Raw genomic sequence first — 17,832 nt, forward strand, 5'->3', positions numbered from 1 at the left:
GAAGCTGACGACCACGTTCCCCGACGGCACGACCCAGACCGTCGACCCCACGACCGGCCAGGCGACCACCGTGGACCCGGACGGCAAGACGACCACCGAGAACCTCGGGAACCTGGGCGACCTGAACAGCCAGAACAGCCTCAACGACCTGAACGATCTCAACGACCTGAACGACATCACCACCGAGTCGATCGACGACCTGGGCAACCTCGGGGACCTCAACGGCGAGCAGAACGGGCTGGACACCCCGACCGGCGGCAACGTCGAACTCGACGACACGGGCGACTTCGTCACCACGTTCGCGGACGGCGGCGAGAGCTCCTTCGACCCGGACAACGGGCTGCTGACCACCACGAACGCGGACGGCACCACCACGACCACCGACCTGACCCACGGCGCGAGTTTCACCAACTCGGACGGGTCGGTCACCAGCCTGGACAACGGCCAGCTGACCACCACCTTCCCGGACGGCAGCAAGCAGGTCATCGACCCGGACACCGGTATCGCCACCGTCACCGACGCGCAGGGCAACACCGAGCGGGTCGACCTGCACGACCTCAACACGAACGCGAACAACGACAGGTCGAGCATCCTCGACGGCCTCGGAGACCTCAACGGCGTCGGAGGAGGGGGCGGCGGCGACGGCACCACCTCCCGCGACGTGCCGCTCTCCGAACTGGGCCTCGGCGGCGGCGGAGGGGGCCTCGGTTCCTCCGGCGGCGGTTTCTCCGGGTCGGACGGTCTGTCCTCGGACTTCAACTCGTCCGGTGGTGTCGACCCCCTCTCGGACAGCACGGCCTCCCCGCTCGGCGCCGGCACCGCGGCGGCCTCGGCCGGGACCCCCGGCGCCCCCGGGACACCGGGCAGCCCCGGTATGCCGATGGGCGGCGGCGCGGGCGGCATGGGCGGCGGTGCCGAGAAGGGCAACGGCGAGCGGGTGCGTTCCGTCCTGGTCGACGCGGCCGAGGAGAGCGAGCGCCGCAACCGCCGCAGGCGCAGCCCGTGGAACCGGCAGGAGGACAGCGACACCTTCCTGGCGCCGGCCTCCCGGGTCAACACCACCGGCGGCGGTGGCGGTGGCGAGTCCACCGAGGAGGAGTCGGAGCCGGGCCGCAGGGCCACCAGCTCCGACTACCTGGAGGAGGACGCGGACGTGTGGGGCACCGAGGAGGGCGGCACACCGGCCGTGATCGGGCGGTGAGCACGGTGGGGGTCCTGCGCGACCCCCGCGGGGACCGGTCGGGCCACCGTGGGAACCGGTCCGGCCACCGCAGGAACGCGGGAGAGACGAATACCACCCCTCCCGGACTTCCGCGAAGCGGCCCTCACCAGGCAAGATCAGCAGGGCAGTTGCCGACGAGAAGGGTGGGGCGGCCGTGACGGAACCGCTGGAGAAGCGACTGGAGAAGGCCATGGCCGAGCTCCAGGCTGCCCAGGCGGCGGTCGCGCGCACCGAGCGCGAGCTGCGCCAGGCCTCGTTCGCGGTGCTCTCCTCCGACCGCGCCGTCCGCGCCACGGTGGGACCGCAGGGCGAACTGACCGGGATCGAGTTCCTGGAGAACAAGTACCGGGACATGTCCCACCAGGAGCTGTCCGCGAGCGTCCTGGAAGCGGCGAACGCGGCACGCCTGAAGATGAACAAGCACGTGATGAAGGCGATGGCACCCTTCGCCGAGCCCAGCAGCGACGTACCCGAGCTGAAGGGCTTCGAGCTGGACTGGGAGAAGATCTTCGGTCCCGAGGTGCTGCAGGAGGACGACGAGGACACGGCGCGCGACGGCCAGGCCACCCCTGCCTGGCGGGACGCGCTCGGCGACGACGGCGAGGACTGACGATGGGACAGCGGTACTACGTAGACCCGCAGCGCATCGAGGCCCTGGCGGGGCAGCTGGAGGAGATCGGCACCCTCGCCAGGAGCATGACCGAGGAGTTCCTCGACGAGCTGGCCCCCACCGTCAAGTGGCCCGGCTCGGAGGGCGATTTCGCCGAGAAGGCCAAGCCGCAGGAGCAGAAGGAGCGGCAGACCACCAAGGAGACCATGATGTCCATCCGTGACGCCCTGGTGGGCATCACGGACGCCACGGTGAGCCAGGTCCGGCTGATGAAGACCACCCGTGACGGCAACATCGAGGCCATCGAGCAGAACAACCGTGAGCTCGACACCAACGGGCTGGACGGCAACGGCGGCCCGGGCGGGCATGGCCGCCGCTGACCCACGCGCCGTCGGCCGCTCCCGCCTCGTGCCGGGAGCGGCCGTCCCGTCATGCCCGCATGACGTCCGGGGTGGCGCCCGATGAGCATGATGGCCTCGCCCGAGGTCAACGCGATGCTCTTCATCCTCACCGGTGAGAAACTCATCGACGCCGACGAGGACCTCGCCTTCGAGAGCCGCCAGCCGTACGCCGGCCTGGGCCGCAAGCTCAACAGGATGTCGTCGCTGATCGAGAAGTCCATCCACGACATCGCCCAGGTCATGCCCGACGACCTCTCGAAGTCGTACGGCAAGGCGATGGGCATGCTCATCGACGACGGCGGCAAGAACTACCTGCGCGAGTTCTCCGAGCAGCTCGACAAGATCGCCGAGGGCCGGCGCAAGACCTCCATGGACATCATGGAGTCCAAGTGGCAGGTCATCGCCGAGGTCATCCGGCTGCTCATCGAGATCGCCATCTATCTGGCGATGTCCTTCTTCACCGGCGGCGCCTCCGCCAGCCAGATCATGATGGCCAAGCTGCGCAGCCGGTTCATGATCCTCACCACGCTCACGCACCTGCTCCAGCGGCTGCACCTGGCGCCCTCGCTGACCGAGGCGTTCGCCGAGGCGTTCACCACCTTCGCGGTGCGGCTCGCGATGATGAACTTCGCGCCGAACGGTCGCCGGCCCGACGGCTTCGACTGGAACGACATCCTCAAGTCCGCCGCGTTCGGTGCCGCGGCGGGCTTCTTCACCAGCATCTTCGACAAGTTCGCGAAGGACATCGTCAAGGCCTTCGACAGCAACTTCTTGAAGAAGGGCCCGGACCTCGACTTCAAGAACGGTCCCAACTTCAAGAACCCCCCGAAGCTCGACTTCGACAACACGCCGAGCCCCAAGCCGAAGCCCGACCCCGGTCCCGGCCCCGGCTCCAAGAACGACCCTCCGCCGACCAACAGCCCAGGTCCCAACCCGAACCTGAACAGCCCCAACCTCACGAACAAGAACTCGTTCTCGTTCCGGTTCAACCCGAACTCCTTCAAGAACAACACCAGCCTGTGGCGGAACAACCAGATCCTGAAGCACAACGCCGACCGTCCGGGCGCGCTCGCCGGGCACTACGGCCTCAAGGGCACCGCCGACTTCATCGCCGCCGGAGCCGGTGAGGGACTCGGAGAGATCCTGATCAAGGGCGCCTTCGACGGCGACTGGTCCACGACCTGGTCGACGTTCGTCGGCGCGGGCGTCAGCAGCGCGGTCGAGGGCGGCCTGTCGTCCACCGCCATCAACAGCGGTGCCGAACTGCGCAACACCATCGAGAAGTTGCGCAACCAGCCGCCGCCCACCATCTCCAGCGGCAACACCGACACCGACACGCGGGACTCCGACGGCTCCACGCGCTCCCGCGGCGACTCCGACAGCGCCGACGGCCCCTCGAACACGGACACGTCCGGTTCCTCCGGCTCGTCGAGCTCTTCGGGTGGCGGGTCCACGCGCAACTCGCCGCCGTCCTTCTCCCAACAGAACACCGGCACAGGGGACTTCACCGGCGACTACACCGGGACCGACCTGCCGCCGCCCTACTCGGTCGGCGAGCCGCCCCCGTACATGGGCGTGAACCCGCCGGCGTACACGCCGGGCCCCATGCCTGTGACCGCCGCGGAGAACGAGCTGTGGCAGCAGGTCCACAACGGGCCCGCCGAGGTCCGCGCGCAGGCTCTTCAGGACCTCGCCGCCCTGCGCGGCTCCCAGCAGCCCGGCAGCACCGAGATCGGCGTCCGCGACAACCTGCACAGCAACCTGTCGCAGCTGCCCGAGGTCCGGGTGCTCCCGGCCGGGAACAGCCCCGCCGCCCAGATCGACGCCGACGAGGTCCGCCGCGCGCTCGACAGCTTCGGCACGTCGGTCACGGTGGACACCTCGCTCACGACGGACGGGTTCGGCAACGACTCTTCGGTCAACTCCGTTGTCGATCTGGGTAGTTCCGAGTTCGCGCAGGGCAATCCGGATGTGGATCCCGGGCAGGTGAGCGGCGGTCCCGTCCCGTCCAACGGCCTGACCAACTCGGCTGCTACGAACACCGGTACGGGTACGAACACCGGCACGGGTACGAATACGGGAACGGGCACCGGTGCCGGTACGAACACCGGTACGGGGACGGGCACGAATACCGGTACGAATACAGGTGCTCGGCCGGGTGGCGCCCCCGCCGCCGGAACCAACCAGTCGTCCTCGACCACCTCGACCTCCTCGGAGACGCAGTCCCAGGACTCCCAGGACTCCCAGGACTCCCTGGACTCGGACCTCACGAATCCGGCGGACGGTTCGCAGACCACGACCGACGACGCCACGCACAACTCGGAGACGTCGGAGAACTCGCAACAGCAGGAGACGACGACAGGGCCGGAGAGCACTGTCTCCCCGGATGTCACCACCTCCCCGGACATCACCGTCTCCCCGGAGACCGTCAACTCCGCCGAGAATCAGGTCACTTCGGATCCCGCCGAGAACACCCCCGCGCCGGACACCGACATCAGCGCGGCGCCGCCGAAGGTGAACACCACCGGCTCGTACGCCGATACGGGCGATGTACGTGACATCGGCGATGTGCGCGACTCCGGCGATGTACGTGACACCAGCGGTTCGAGTGACGTGAAGGCAGGGCCCACCGCCGTCACGAACCCCGAGGCCACCAAGGCGCAGCCGCTGACGATCGTGGTCTCGGAGGTGCCGCCGCCGGGGGAGGGGGCGCCGGAGGCGGCCGAACTGCTGGACGGTGCCGGCGTCGACCGGGCCGTGGTGCTCGGTCCCGCGGTCACGCCGGACGGATCGAGCCGTCCGGTACGCGCCGCCGTCGAGCTGACTCGTGAGGGACCGGGCGCCCCGGTCCGGGTCCGCCCGCTCGCCGGGCCGCCGCCCGCCATGACGACGGACGGCACCTCGGACATCTCACTCGCTTCGGACACCGACTTCCCCGGCGCGAACGTGCTGCTGCCGCTCGCCGACGCCTTCGGTTACACCCCCTCCACGACCTCGGACCTCGCCCCGCAGGCCGACGTGACGGCCGAGGTGACGACCGACCGCGACCCGGCCGACGCCCCGGCCCCGCGCCCGAAGCTGGTGTCGGACGTGACGACGGGTCTGAACGGCACCGGAGTCGGCCCGACCTCCACCGACATCGGCGCCCCCGTCACGGCCAAGCTCGCCGACCTGTCCCGTCCCTGGACCGAGACGGCCACCGACCTGCACCTGGAGTCGGGCGACAGCGTTGCGACCGGCGGCCGGACCTCCGACCTCGGCGGCGGACGCGGGCCCGGCGACGGCGGCACCCCGCCGCCGCTTTCCCCCACCACGTCCCCGGACACGTCATCCGACACGTCACCCGAAACGTCGGACAGCACTCCCGCGCCACCCCCGGCGACGCCCCCGCCCACCGGGCGGATCGTCGTCCGGCCCACGGGCGGTCCGGTCGTCACCACCCTGGACGGCCACACCGTGCCCGTCGCGCAGCTGCGCCGCCTGGTGCCCAAGTCGACGGTGAAGCCTCAACCGGGCCGTGCCGTAAGGACGTTGACCATCTCGCAGGGCCCGGCCGAGGACGGTACGGCGCGCAGTGCGGGGCGCCGCGCGCTGCTCGGTCAGGACACCTTCCGGGGTGTGCGCACCACCTCCGTCTCCCCGACTCCGGAGACCGCCGGGGACCCGCCGGTCAGCCGTACCGTGTTCACCAGCCCGCCGACCCCGCTGCCCGGCTCGGAGACCGAGCGCGGCGCCGACTATTTCGTGACCCACGGAACCCCTCGTACCGTCACCCTCGGCACCGACGACGTGGCCCGCCCCACCGTGAAGGTCAGCGGTGTGCAGCTCGGTGAAGTGCTCAGATCCTGGGCACAGGACGGCGATCAGAACCGGCCGCTGGTGCTGTTCTCCTGCGAGACCGGGCGGCAGCCCGAGATCGCGGGACTGCCGGTGGCGCAGCACGTGGCGAACCGCACCGGACGGCAGGTGTACGCGCCGACGACCGAGGTGGGCACGGCCCGGGACGGGGACGGCAACGTCCGCGCGGTGCTCACCGAGGGCGCGGACGGACCGGGTGGGTGGCGGCTCTTCACCCCGGAACCCAGCGGCACCGACCTGGACGGGCTGGCCCGCGACGCGGGCCTGCACGCGGGCCCGGGACCGGCCGACGCCTTCGCCAGGGCCCGTACCCTCCAGCAGATCCGCACCCTGCGCGGTGCTCTCGGCCCGGACGCCGAACAGAACCCGGACAACCGGGAGTTGCTCGCCGGACTCGCCTTCGCGGACAACCTGCGCTGGCTCAGCCAGGACACCGCGGCCCGCTACGGCGACGGCCGTATGACTCCTGACCTGCTGCGCCGGATGACCGTCGACCGGCAGCGCGCCACGGGGGACACCGGCACCGATCCTGACGCCGAGCCCACGGTCGAGCAGTACACCGAATTCCTGCGTGCCGCGGCCGAGTTGCACGCCAACGCCGGGCCCGAGACCACGCTCGACGCCCTGCTGCCCCCGCCGCCGCCCGCGCTCCCGCCCACCACCATGGTCTCGCCGGAGGACGTACGGGGGCTGTCCTACGCGCCCGCCGCGCAGATCACCTGGTCGCTCGCCGGCACCCCGCTGCCGCTGTCCGAGCTGAACCTGAGCCCCGAGGACACCGCCGAACTCGCCCGCCGCAGACCCGATCTGGCGCCCACGCCGAGCCGCCCGGAGAGTCTCGCCGAGGACCTGGCCCTCCTCAGCAAGACCAAGCCCGGTTCGGTGGGCATCGTGCGCGCGAGTGGCCTCGCCTTCCGGCGGCTGGACACCCCGGGCGGCGGGAACTGCCTCTTCCGGTCGGCGCTCGACAGCGCGCGCAGCCAGACCATCCCGCCCGCGTGGGCCTCGCGGAACGTCGCCGGACTGCGCACCCAGCTGCGTGACCGGATCACCGGTTCCGAACTCGGCGACAACATGCACCACGCGATCCCGGACCCGGTGCTCGCCGTCGTGGACGACCTGCGGATGCGCGCCCTCGCCGGGGTGCAGAACACGGCGGAGCGCGACCGGATCACCCAGCGGTGGAACCGGATCGCGCAGGCCGTCGTCACCAACGGCGACGCCGCCGGGTGGCGGCGGATCATCGGGGGGAGCGACTACGCGCAGCTCGCCGTCGTGGCCCCGACCCCCGCAGCCGCGCGGCTCCTCGGAGCCAGAGGGCTGGTCGCCGCGGCGGCCGAACACTCCGACCTGTGGGCCTCTCCCTTCGCCGACCTGCTCCCGGAAGCGCTGGCGCACACCCTCGATCTCGACCTGCGGCTCGTCCAGCCCGACCCGCGCACCTCGGGGACCACCACCTTCGTCAACACCCTCAACCCGGGCGGCCAGGGCGGCACCCTGCACCTGTCCTACAACGGCACCGACCACTTCGACGCGCTGGTCCCGGCCTCGGCGCCGCTCACCCCCGTACCGGACCCGGCCACCCCCAAGCCGGATCCGAACGCGACCAAGGACCCGGCCACGCAGGACCCCGCCACCGAGGACCTGGGCGCCGACGGGGTCTTCGGGGAGTGGCTGCGCAGCATGGGCGGGGTCACCGACCTCGACAGCCCCGCTCCCGAGACCCCCGAGCGGGGCGACCCGGTACCGCTGGAGACCCAGCTCGAACGCTACCGTCCGGCACGGCTGCTGACCGGCCCGGACGCCCGGCTGCCGGGTCCGGTGCCGCGGACCGTCACCTTCGAGGACGGCAGCAGGCTGCCCACGGTCCTGATCGACCCGGGTGCCGACCCGGGTGACGGCACGCCGCCCGGCGCCAAGACCGGCAAGACCCCGCCCCGCCCCCTGACCGGACTGTTCACCGGCCTGGGCAAGACCACCCTCCGCTCGCCCGAGCAGGTGGCCGAGGAGATCCTGGGCAAACTTCCGCCGAAGCTGCGCTCCCAGTTCGACGAGGCGGAGCTGCTGCGGCTGCTCACCCAGCAGCCCCAAGCCTTCACCGCCCCGCGCGGTGCGCGCTTCGTCGGCCGCGAGAAGTCCGGGGTCGGCCACGAGATGACGGTCGAGGCCATCCCGTACCACCGCTGGGAGCGCTTCTCCGAGACCGACGGCGGCACCGTACGGGTGGACACCATGCGGCGCGGCCAGGCCGGTACGGGCGGTGGGCGCAGCGTCGGGTTCGGGCGGCGGATCGCCGGCGGTCTGAGCATGGGGCCCCCGCTCAACTGGCTGCTGAAGATCGGCTTCTCGCTGGGCTGGACGCGCCGGACCGACTACGCGCAGGGCACCCAGGCGTACAACCAGTCCGAGTGGCGCGCCCACGAGGGCTCGCACCTGCACCTGGACGACGTCCACTACCGGGTACGGGTGGACCGTGTCACCGAAGGGCCGAAGACGCCCCCGACCACCTCCGCCCCGAGCACCACCACGACGACGACCGCCACCCCGGGCACCGCCACCACGACCACTCTGCCCACTCCGCCGCTGCCGACGTCGGGTTGGCAGCGCACCCAGGTGCACAGCGCCGATTTCGCGATGCGCGACGGGCTGAGCTGGCGGCTGCCGGACGACCTCACCGTGCCCTACAAGGGGCCGCAGCGGGCACCGAGGACGCTCACCTTCCCGGACGGCATCGAGCCGCGGATGACCGACACCACCGCGCTGCATCTGACGGACTCGCCCGAGGACATGGCGATCGCCATCTCCGGTGCCCGGCCCGGGAGTTCGGCACACCGCACCCTGGTCTCGTACGTCCGGCCGGGACGGCTGCTCTCGCTGTTCGGCCGGCTCTCCGGACCGGTCACGGGGCCCGAGCTGACCCGGGGCAGCGGACAGCACCCCCTGGGGCACCTGATCGTGGAACGGTCGGTGCCGCACCGGGCCACCCTGGTCACCGAGTCGGTCAAGGCCGAGCTGCGCGACCTCACGCAGACCACGTACCAGAACGAGCGCGGGCACGTCCGTGACACCCGCCTGGGCGTCCAGATCACCGCGGGGCCCAACTACACCCTCGCCGGCCTGGAGACCGACGTACGCCTCCAGGGCGGCCCCCTCGTCCGCGCGGACCTCTCCTCCGGGCGCGGCCACTACCTCGGTGTCGACGCGGCCCGCAAGACCACCGGCCGGATCCGCAACCACCCCGTCGCGCTCTACCGGGTGGAGCGCACCCTGATGGTGCGCAAGCCCGGCGAACCGTCGTCCGCCGCCCGGCCGGTGCGGGTGGTCAGCCTGGACTGGATCTCCACCCAGGACGCGCGCCGCCTCGCGGGCTGGGACAGCCGTACGCCCGGCCAGGCGGGCCCCGACCCGGACGCCGAGCCGCCGGTGCCGTGGTACCTCACCCGGGAGGACCCGGTCCACCTCAGCGGGCAGGTCCGGGCCGAGGGGTTCCGCCCCGTCGCGCCCCCGCAGACCCAGACCCAGACCACGCCTCCGCCCCCGCCTCCGGTGCAGACGCAGGTGCAGCCGACCGGCCAGGACCAGTCCCAGACCCCGCCCCCGGTACAGACCCAGCCGTCGACCCAGAACCAGACATCGCCGCCGCCCGCCCCCCAGGACCCCATGCACGCGTTCACGGACGCGGTCCTGGACACGCTGCACCAGTCGTACCCGTCGCTGTTCGTGCCGCCGTTCATGCTGCGGCATCCGCGGCTGGCCAAGTTCTGGTACGGCGACGGGCGGATGCGGACCGCGCTGCACAACGAACGCCAGGTGCGCGAGGCGCTGAACAGGCCCAGCCTGGCGCAGAGCCTGGACGACCTGTCCACCACGGGTGTGCCCGTCACCCTCACCGAGGACGGCAAGGTGCGCCGCGGCCACCACACGCTCGTCCTCCGGGCACGGCTGACCGACCGGCGGTTCGAGACCACCATGAGCGAGCGCTCGCTGCGCAACGCCGTGATCGGCACCGAGGTCTCCGGCCAGGGGGAGCAGGCCGCCGTCACCCTGTCCGGCGGTGTCGAACTGGGCGTCGGACCGCGCGACCACGACAAGGTGCCCGAGGTGGGGCTGCCGCGCCAGGCCGGCAGTGTGGCCGTCGGCCTCCGGCACGGGCGGACCGACCAGAAGGCCACCAGGAACACGGTCGCGGTCGTCCACGACCACCTGATGTTCCAGTCCGGCGCGGACCTCTACAGCTACCAGGTGGAGCTGGGCGCCACCTTCGAGGGCCACCGCCGCCCGCGCGGCTGGGCGAGGCTCGCCTCGGTCGGCCTCCTCGGCGCGGGCGTCTTCGTCAGCAAGGTCGAGGAACGGACCCTGTTCACCCGGGGCAACGAGACCGTCGGCCGGGTGGAGCTGGCCGTACCCGCCGCACACGGCTCCGACCGGTACGCCCCGGCCGACCCGCCCCCGACCGGTACGGCACCCGCCACCACGACCACGCCCACGCCCGCCCCGACGCAGCTCACCGCCGACGCGGCGGACCAGCTCCTCGACGGCACCCGCCCGTTGCCCGACTCCGAGTCGGCCGACCAGCAGCTCACCAAGAAACTGCTCCGCGCCCCGCACGTCGTGCTCAGCGCCGAGGGCGGCCCGCAGCGCCAGCAGCTCATGCAGGACACCGCCGACCGCGCCTCGGGCACCTCCTGGCACGTCAGCGCGCCCGGCGCCCCGGTGCGCACCGCACTGCGCCGCGCGATGGCGAACCTCAGCGTGGCGGGCCAACTCGGCCAGTACCTCGGCCCGTTCGGCTCCCGTGTCGCCGGCCTGAACGGCGCGGGACCGTTCAGGACCCACTACCTCAAGGGAGTCGTCCGCGGCGAACTGAGCAACTTCCGGGTCAAGAGCGACCCGAAGCCGGCCAGCTCCGAGACGACCGTCGGCAACGAACACCGCGTCAACGGCAGCGCGAGCACCGTCTCACGCACCACCCTCGGTCTCCAGGGCGCCGACACACCCCTCCAGCAGGCGCCGGGCGGGCCGGCGGTGGTCGGCTCCTACTCGGCCGCCCTGCAGTACGCCTGGGGCAAGGGCCGCAGCGTCTCGCAGACCCTCACCCGGGGACGCAACACCACCCTGACCTACGCCGGCCGGATGTACCTGGTCGTCGCCGACACCGCCGAGACCATCGCCGTACGGGACCGGTGGACGGCCGCGATGGGCGCGATCGGCACCCGCGCCGGGGCCGGCATCAGCTCCGCGGCCGGACTCGTCTCCGACCGCCTCGGCAACAGCCTCGCCCCGCGCAGGGCCGCCGCCGCGCTCCAGCGCATCCGCGACGCGGTCATGTTCCACCTGCCGATGCAGGACGTCATCGAGGCCGGCCTCGCCCCCGACGGCCTGGGCGACAAGACCCCGCACAACCTCGGCCGCGGCTACCGGGTGCCCCCCTACCTGCGGTTCCGCCGCTTCCCCACCCACCCCAGCGGCCAGCTCGACGCAAGTCCCGCGGCACAGCAGCTGATCCAGCAGCTGGCACAGATCGGAGTGCCCTCGCACGACCGCGAACAGGTCCTCCAACGGCTCTCCCCGGACTTCCTCGCCGCGCACCTGCACGAGCTGACGACCGACGGCATGACCCTGCCGGTCCGCTACCGCACCTGGGCGAAAATGTTCCACCTGCCCGTCAACGGCAGCCCCGGACAGCTCCAGTTCAAACTGACACCGATCACCACCACCGTGGACCGGCTGCGCACCGGTTACGAGCTCGAGGACTACCGCACCACGGCCCGCGACATCGCCGCCGGCACCTCGCAGGACCGCGGCGCCGACGTGACGCTCAGCGGCGGCCAGCGCGCCGCCGAGGACGGCGTCCTCATCGCCAACCCCTCGCTCCAGGGCACCGCGGCCAAACAGCGGAACAGCGTAAGGACCCAGACCGCCGGCACCACCGCGATGCCGAACATCGCCACCACCCAGGCCCACGCCGAGGTCATCACCAGCTACGCCCTCACCGTCACCATGACGGACTCGGCCGGGGACGCGCTCGCCCCCGGAGTCTCCGCCGTCGGCGTCGGCACGCTCAACGAGGTGCTCCCCGCCAGCCTGCTCACCCCGGACGGCGACGGGTCCGACGGCGCCCTCACCGAGCAGGACGTACCGGACCCCGAGCGCGCGGTACGCGTACTGACGGCCGCCCAGGCCCGCCCCGACGGCATCGCCGCCTGGCGCACCTCCGCCGCGGGAGACCCCGGCGGCAGCCCCGACCCGGACGTCCTGACCTTCGACGACACCATCGGCTCCGGCATCCTCGCCGTGGACATCCGCGGCGCCGCCAACGTCCACGACGCCCTGACCATCGCCACCGCCCGCGCCGACGGCCTCGGCGACGGCGACCTCGGCAAGCGGCACACCGGCGTCCACCTCGCGAGCCGCGTACGCATGGCCCACCTCACCTCGCTCACCGGCGTCGGCACCGCCCCCGGCCAGGCCCAGCAGGAGGCCACCACCCAGGTCGGCCTGACCGGCGGCTTCCGCGAGGCGCTCGGCGCGGACGGCGTGGCGCTGCCCACCCAGTCGTCCTCCCACCTCCTCGGCCAGTCGCACACCGCCGACTCCCGCCTCTACGCGAAGATGCACCGCCGCGGCGCGCGGCTCCTCGCCGTGGAGAACAAGCCCCGCATGGAGGCCATGCAGCGGGCGAAGACCTCCGACGCGCTGGACGCCGGCATCACCGACAACGTCGAGGGCGCCATGGGCACCGCGCCGCTGGCCGGAACCAGCAACGCCGGTGTCACCAACCCGGGCGCCACGGTCCCGATCGGCGGCACGAACGACGGCACCACCCTCAAGGGCACCGCGGACACCACCCTCGGCACCCACCTCAAGGTCGTCACCGACCGGAGCATGCTCTTCGCGATCCCGGTGAGCTGGCTCTCGGTGGCCGAGGTCGACCACCGCTACACCGACAGCCGCCCGCTGCACGCACTCGGCAAGGCCAAGCGCGGGCCGCGCGCCGCCGAGGCCGAGACCACCGCCCTGGTCTGGCTGCGCGAGGACATCGCCCGCGACTACGGACTCCTCGACGAGACCTCGTACACCGACGACGTCGCCGCGGCCTGGGACGCCCAGGCCAAGGCCGCCGCCGACCTCGCCACGGCCGAGAAGAACTACTACGACGCCCGCGCGCGGTCCCGGGAGACCTGGCTCGACCTGAGCGACGAGGACCGGGCCGCACTCGGCGACGACAACTCCGGAGAGCCGACCGACCTGCCGCCGGACGTCTTCTACTCCCCGCCCGTCGCCGCCTGGCAGGCCGCCCGCGAGGAGGTCCACCGCTGGCAGCTGCGCACCGACGCCGCCGCCGAGGACCACCACCGGCTGCACCTCGCCGCCTCCCGCCTCACCGCCCACCACCAGGGCTCGGCCACGGTCACGGTGCCGGACGCGCCACAGGCGTACACCGCTCCGGACTGGCGTTCCGAGGCACCCGCGCCGTACACCGTCACCGACGCCACCGACTCCGCGCCGCGCACCCTCACCTCGCCGGACGGCGTCACGGTGCGCGAAGTGCACGACATGCCGCACGACGGCGCCTCGTTCTTCCACGCGCTGCTCGCCACCGCCGACACCTCGGGCCGCCTGCCGTACCTGCTGGGCGGCGACCTCGCCGCCCGGTTCAGCGCCGACCCGGGCGATCCGGCGGTCACCGCGGAGGCCGTCGAGGCCGCCCGCCACCGTCTCGCCTGGGCACTGGGCGAGGACGGCAACCAGGACCTGCTCGACGCCCTCGCCCTGGACGCCGCGGACACCTTCACCCAGGCCGAACTCGACACGGCCGGCGTGGTGCTCACCCCCGCGCAACAGGCCGAGTTCGACGCCTTCGGCCGCCTCCCGCAGACCTACTGGCCCACCCCCGACCAGCGGGTGGCGCTCGCTTCGCTGGCCCTGTCCCGCCCGTTCGCGAGCGAGCCGCTGCCGGACGCCGGCACGCAGTCCGCCGACGGCACACCGGTACCGCCCGAGCGCCGCGCGGGAGACCACGGCGGAGCCGACCTGCTGCCCGCCCTCGCCGCCCGGGTCCTGGGCAGCCCGCTCACGGTGGTGACCGGCGAGGGCCGCGACCAGCTCTTCCTCCCGCACGGCGGCGACCCGGCCTCCGTCGACCCGGCCACCGACCCCGTCCTCTTCGCCACCGACGGCTTCTTCCACGCCGCGCTCCCGACCGGCAGCCCGGCCCCGGTCGCCACTGCCCTGCCGCCGAGCACGGCCCCTTCGGGTACGACGACCGGGACCTCCCCCGTCGACACCACACGCTCCGTGTCCGCGCAGCCGCCCGCGCACCGCAGCCACAGCACCGCACCCTGGCTGGCGCCCGCCGACAGCACCGGCCCGCGCTACCGCATGGACCGCGACGGCGTCCTCACCGCGCCGGACGGCGCCACCTACACGCAGGGCACGCCCACCGGCCGCGGCAACGGCTTCTTCGCCGCGCTCTCCACGGTCGTACGCCAGGCCTCGCAACAGCCCGGACTCGCCGGCCCGGAGGCGACACGGCTGCGCAGGCGCGCGGCGGCGACGCCCACCGAGCTGATGCGCCGGTACGGCCTCCCCGGCGACGGGACGACACGCGCCACGCTCTTCACGCCCCCGCCGCTCCCTGCCGGGCGTCCCGGCGATCCGCCGCCGAGCCAGTTCACGCTCGACGGCAATCTGCGCCGTCACCTCGCCGAGGCCCCGTGGGGTCCCGGGGCCGACCTCGCAGTGGCCGAGTGGGCCGCCGCGGCGACCGGCACGACCGTCACCCTGATCGAGGAGAACGGCACCGCCCACACCTACGCGGGCCCGTCCGGCGACAGCGGTTCGCACATCCGGCTCCGCCGCCGGGGCGGGGACTTCGTCCCGGTGACCCTGCACACGCCGGCGCCCCCGCCCGCGCCGAAGGCTCCGGAGCCGAAGGATCTGAAGACGTCCGAGTCCAAGGACTCGAAGACTTCCGAGCTCAAGGATTCGAAGACTCCTGAACTCAAGGACTCGAAGGGCACGGAGCTCAAGGACTCGAAGGGTACGGAGACGGAGGTCCTCAAGGGGACCGACGTGGAGGGCTCGACGCCGGTCGACACACTTCCGCCGACTCCGCTGGCTCCGCCGATTCCGCCGGTTGCGCTGGTGCCGCCGGTGCCGGATCCGGCGCTGCAGCAACCGGTCCCGCAGGACGCGATCACCGCTCCGCTGCCCCCGTCACCGACCGGCAGCGACCTCCCGGGCGTCGTGGAGGAGGAGGCGTACGAGCTGCACACGCTGTCCGGCACCGACGACGGCAACGGCACCGACGCCCCTACGGACCCTGCGCCCGCCCCGGAGCCTGCTTCGGACCCCGCCCCGGAGCCGACGCCCGCGCCGGAACCGACCCTCCGCCCCTTCAAGTTGGGGAACTTCGAGTTCACCAACTTGAACCAGACGGACAGGTACGTCGACAAGGCGGTCCGGATCATCGAGCTGCTCGACGAGCACCGCACCATCAAGACCTACGTCGGCGACCGTCCCGTACGGATCACCCTGCACCTGCGCACCACGGAAACCCCCGCGGACGTACGCGACCTGGGTGACGCCGGTGTCCAGATCAACCTCGCCAGCTACTACTTCGAGAAGTACGACACCGGCTACATCATGGGCATGCTGGCCCACGAGATCGGCCTGCACCCCCTCGCCTCCCGCAACACGGAGATTCCCGAGCAGGAGGAGGCGTACCGGGGTATGCCCCTGACGGTGCCGGGGCTCAGCGACCTGAAGACTCCGCGCACCATGAACACCGAGGGCGCGGGCCAGGCCGACCACATCATGGCCGCCTACCCGAGGACCATCCGGCACGGCATCTATCGCGACATCGTCACAGAGATGGCCAGGGTGCTCGCGCAGCGCGCGCGGATCGGCGTGCCGGGAGCCAAGTCGCAGGACGTCACCGACCTGTTCGAGACCTACCTGATGGACCTCGCCTCCATCGCCGTCACCAACGACTACCGGATCAACGCGGTCAAGGAGCCCAACTACACGGCGCGGGTCTACAACGCGTACAAGGATCTGCTGCACGCCGAGTTGGCGGGGAACCCCGCGCTGCAGGGCCTGCTGCCCTCGAACAAGACCCTGTTCGGCGTCGCACGGTCCTTCACCCAACTCGCCGGGGCCATCGCGACCAACAATCGCGGCGACAGCATCCAACAGCCCGTTGCCGACGCTCCGGCGCAGGGCGCGAACAACGACACCGCTGAGGTACGCCCGAGGCTTCCCCAGGCCGACACCGGCACGGGCACCAACACCGGCGCCGACTCCGTGTCGCAGACCAGGGACTCAGGCACATCGCGGCCCAGGGGTCCCCGCGACACCCGCCCCCGGTTCGTGGTGCGCTCCGGCTTCGACGCCCGGAGGTTCTCGTACCAGGGAGAGCCGGTCACCGAACTGACCGTCCGCGTAGCGCTGCGCGGCACGAACGAGCAGGCCAACCAGGTGTTCGACCAGCTCAGGGCAGGGGTGGACGAGTTCCTGAACGACCCGGCCCACCGCCTCCTGAACGGCGACCGGCTGCACGTGACGGTCGAGCACGTCGACCTTCCCCAGGTCCCAGGTGCCCCGGGCGCCCCGCACCTGACCGTGAACCTGGCGGGCCGGGACCAGCCGATGGACCAGACCACCTGGTGGGCCGACGCGGCCCCGGTCCAGTTCGTCCACGAACTCACCCACCAGCTCGGCCTGCGTGACGAGTACCGGGACGCCGATTCCCCGCACCGCCCCCACGTCCTCGGCAGCCTGCTGGGCGACCTCGACGCGGCGCCGGAGGACTCCTCGCTCGCCCCCGCCGGCCTGCGCGACCGGCACTTGGCCCTGCTGGGTGCCCTGATCGGGGACGTGACCCCGGCGCCTTCGCAGAACGGCGACCAGTCCGCCCCGGCCGACCAGAGCTGGGCGGCGGCCCGGGAGAGCGCCACCGCGGAACTGCGCGAGGCCATCTGGGTGGATCCGGTCTCCCTGCCCCGGTCCGCCGACGACGCGACGGCCACCGAGGTGCCGGTTCGTACGCTGCAGGACTCGAACGCGGCGCCGACCGCGCCGGAGCCGGTCCTCCGCCCGTTCAAGTTGGGGAATTTCGAGTTCACGAATTTGAATCAGACGGACAGGTACGTCGACAAGGCGGTCCGGATCGTCGAGTTGCTGGATGAGCACGGCACGATCAAGAGTTTCGTCAACGGTCGTCCTGTGCGGATTACCTTGCATGTGCGGACGACGGAGACTCCGGCGGATGTGCGTGACTTGGGTGATGCCGGTGTTGAGATCAATCTGGCGAGTTATTACTTCGAGAAGTACGACATCGGTTACATCATGGGGATGTTGTCCCATGAGATCGGCCTGCACCCCCTCGCTTCGAGCAATTCGAAGATTCCCGAGGAGGAGGAGCTGTATCAGGGCATGCCTCTGATGGTCCCCGGGCTGGAGACCCTGAGCACCCCCCGATTCATGAATACTGAGGGTGCGGGTCAGGCGGACCATGTCATGGCCGCGTTCCCGCACACGATTCGGCATGGCATCTATCGCGACATCGTGGTGGAGATGGCGGAGGTGCTGGCCCAGCACGCTCGGGTGGGTGTGGCGGGTGCGAAGCCGAAGGACGTCACGGACCTCATCGACACCTACTTGATGGACCTCGCCTCCATCGCGGTCACGAACGATCATCGGGCGCGGGCGGTGCGGGATCCGGCGTATACGGCGCG

3 protein-coding genes and 1 pseudogene are annotated in these 17,832 nt (G+C 71.9%); all 4 read left to right on the forward strand.

What is annotated here, in order from left to right:
• Positions 1–1,201 (forward strand): annotated as a pseudogene (locus ACFVH5_RS33700) (hypothetical protein); the annotation flags it as partial.
• 175 nt (positions 1,202–1,376) lie between these two features.
• Positions 1,377–1,832: a YbaB/EbfC family nucleoid-associated protein gene (locus ACFVH5_RS33705; RefSeq protein ID WP_384814870.1), complete on the forward strand. Its 456-nt coding sequence runs from the start codon at positions 1,377–1,379 to the stop codon at positions 1,830–1,832.
• A 2-nt stretch (positions 1,833–1,834) separates the two neighbouring features.
• Positions 1,835–2,212, forward strand: a complete 378-nt coding sequence (locus ACFVH5_RS33710; RefSeq protein WP_384814868.1) for a hypothetical protein — start codon at positions 1,835–1,837, stop codon at positions 2,210–2,212.
• 81 nt (positions 2,213–2,293) lie between these two features.
• Positions 2,294–17,832 (forward strand): hypothetical protein (locus ACFVH5_RS33715; RefSeq protein WP_385837485.1); only part of this gene is annotated, 15,539 nt, incomplete at its 3' end.

This window comes from Streptomyces sp. NPDC127119 (genome assembly GCF_042677425.1).
Classification (GTDB): domain Bacteria; phylum Actinomycetota; class Actinomycetes; order Streptomycetales; family Streptomycetaceae; genus Streptomyces.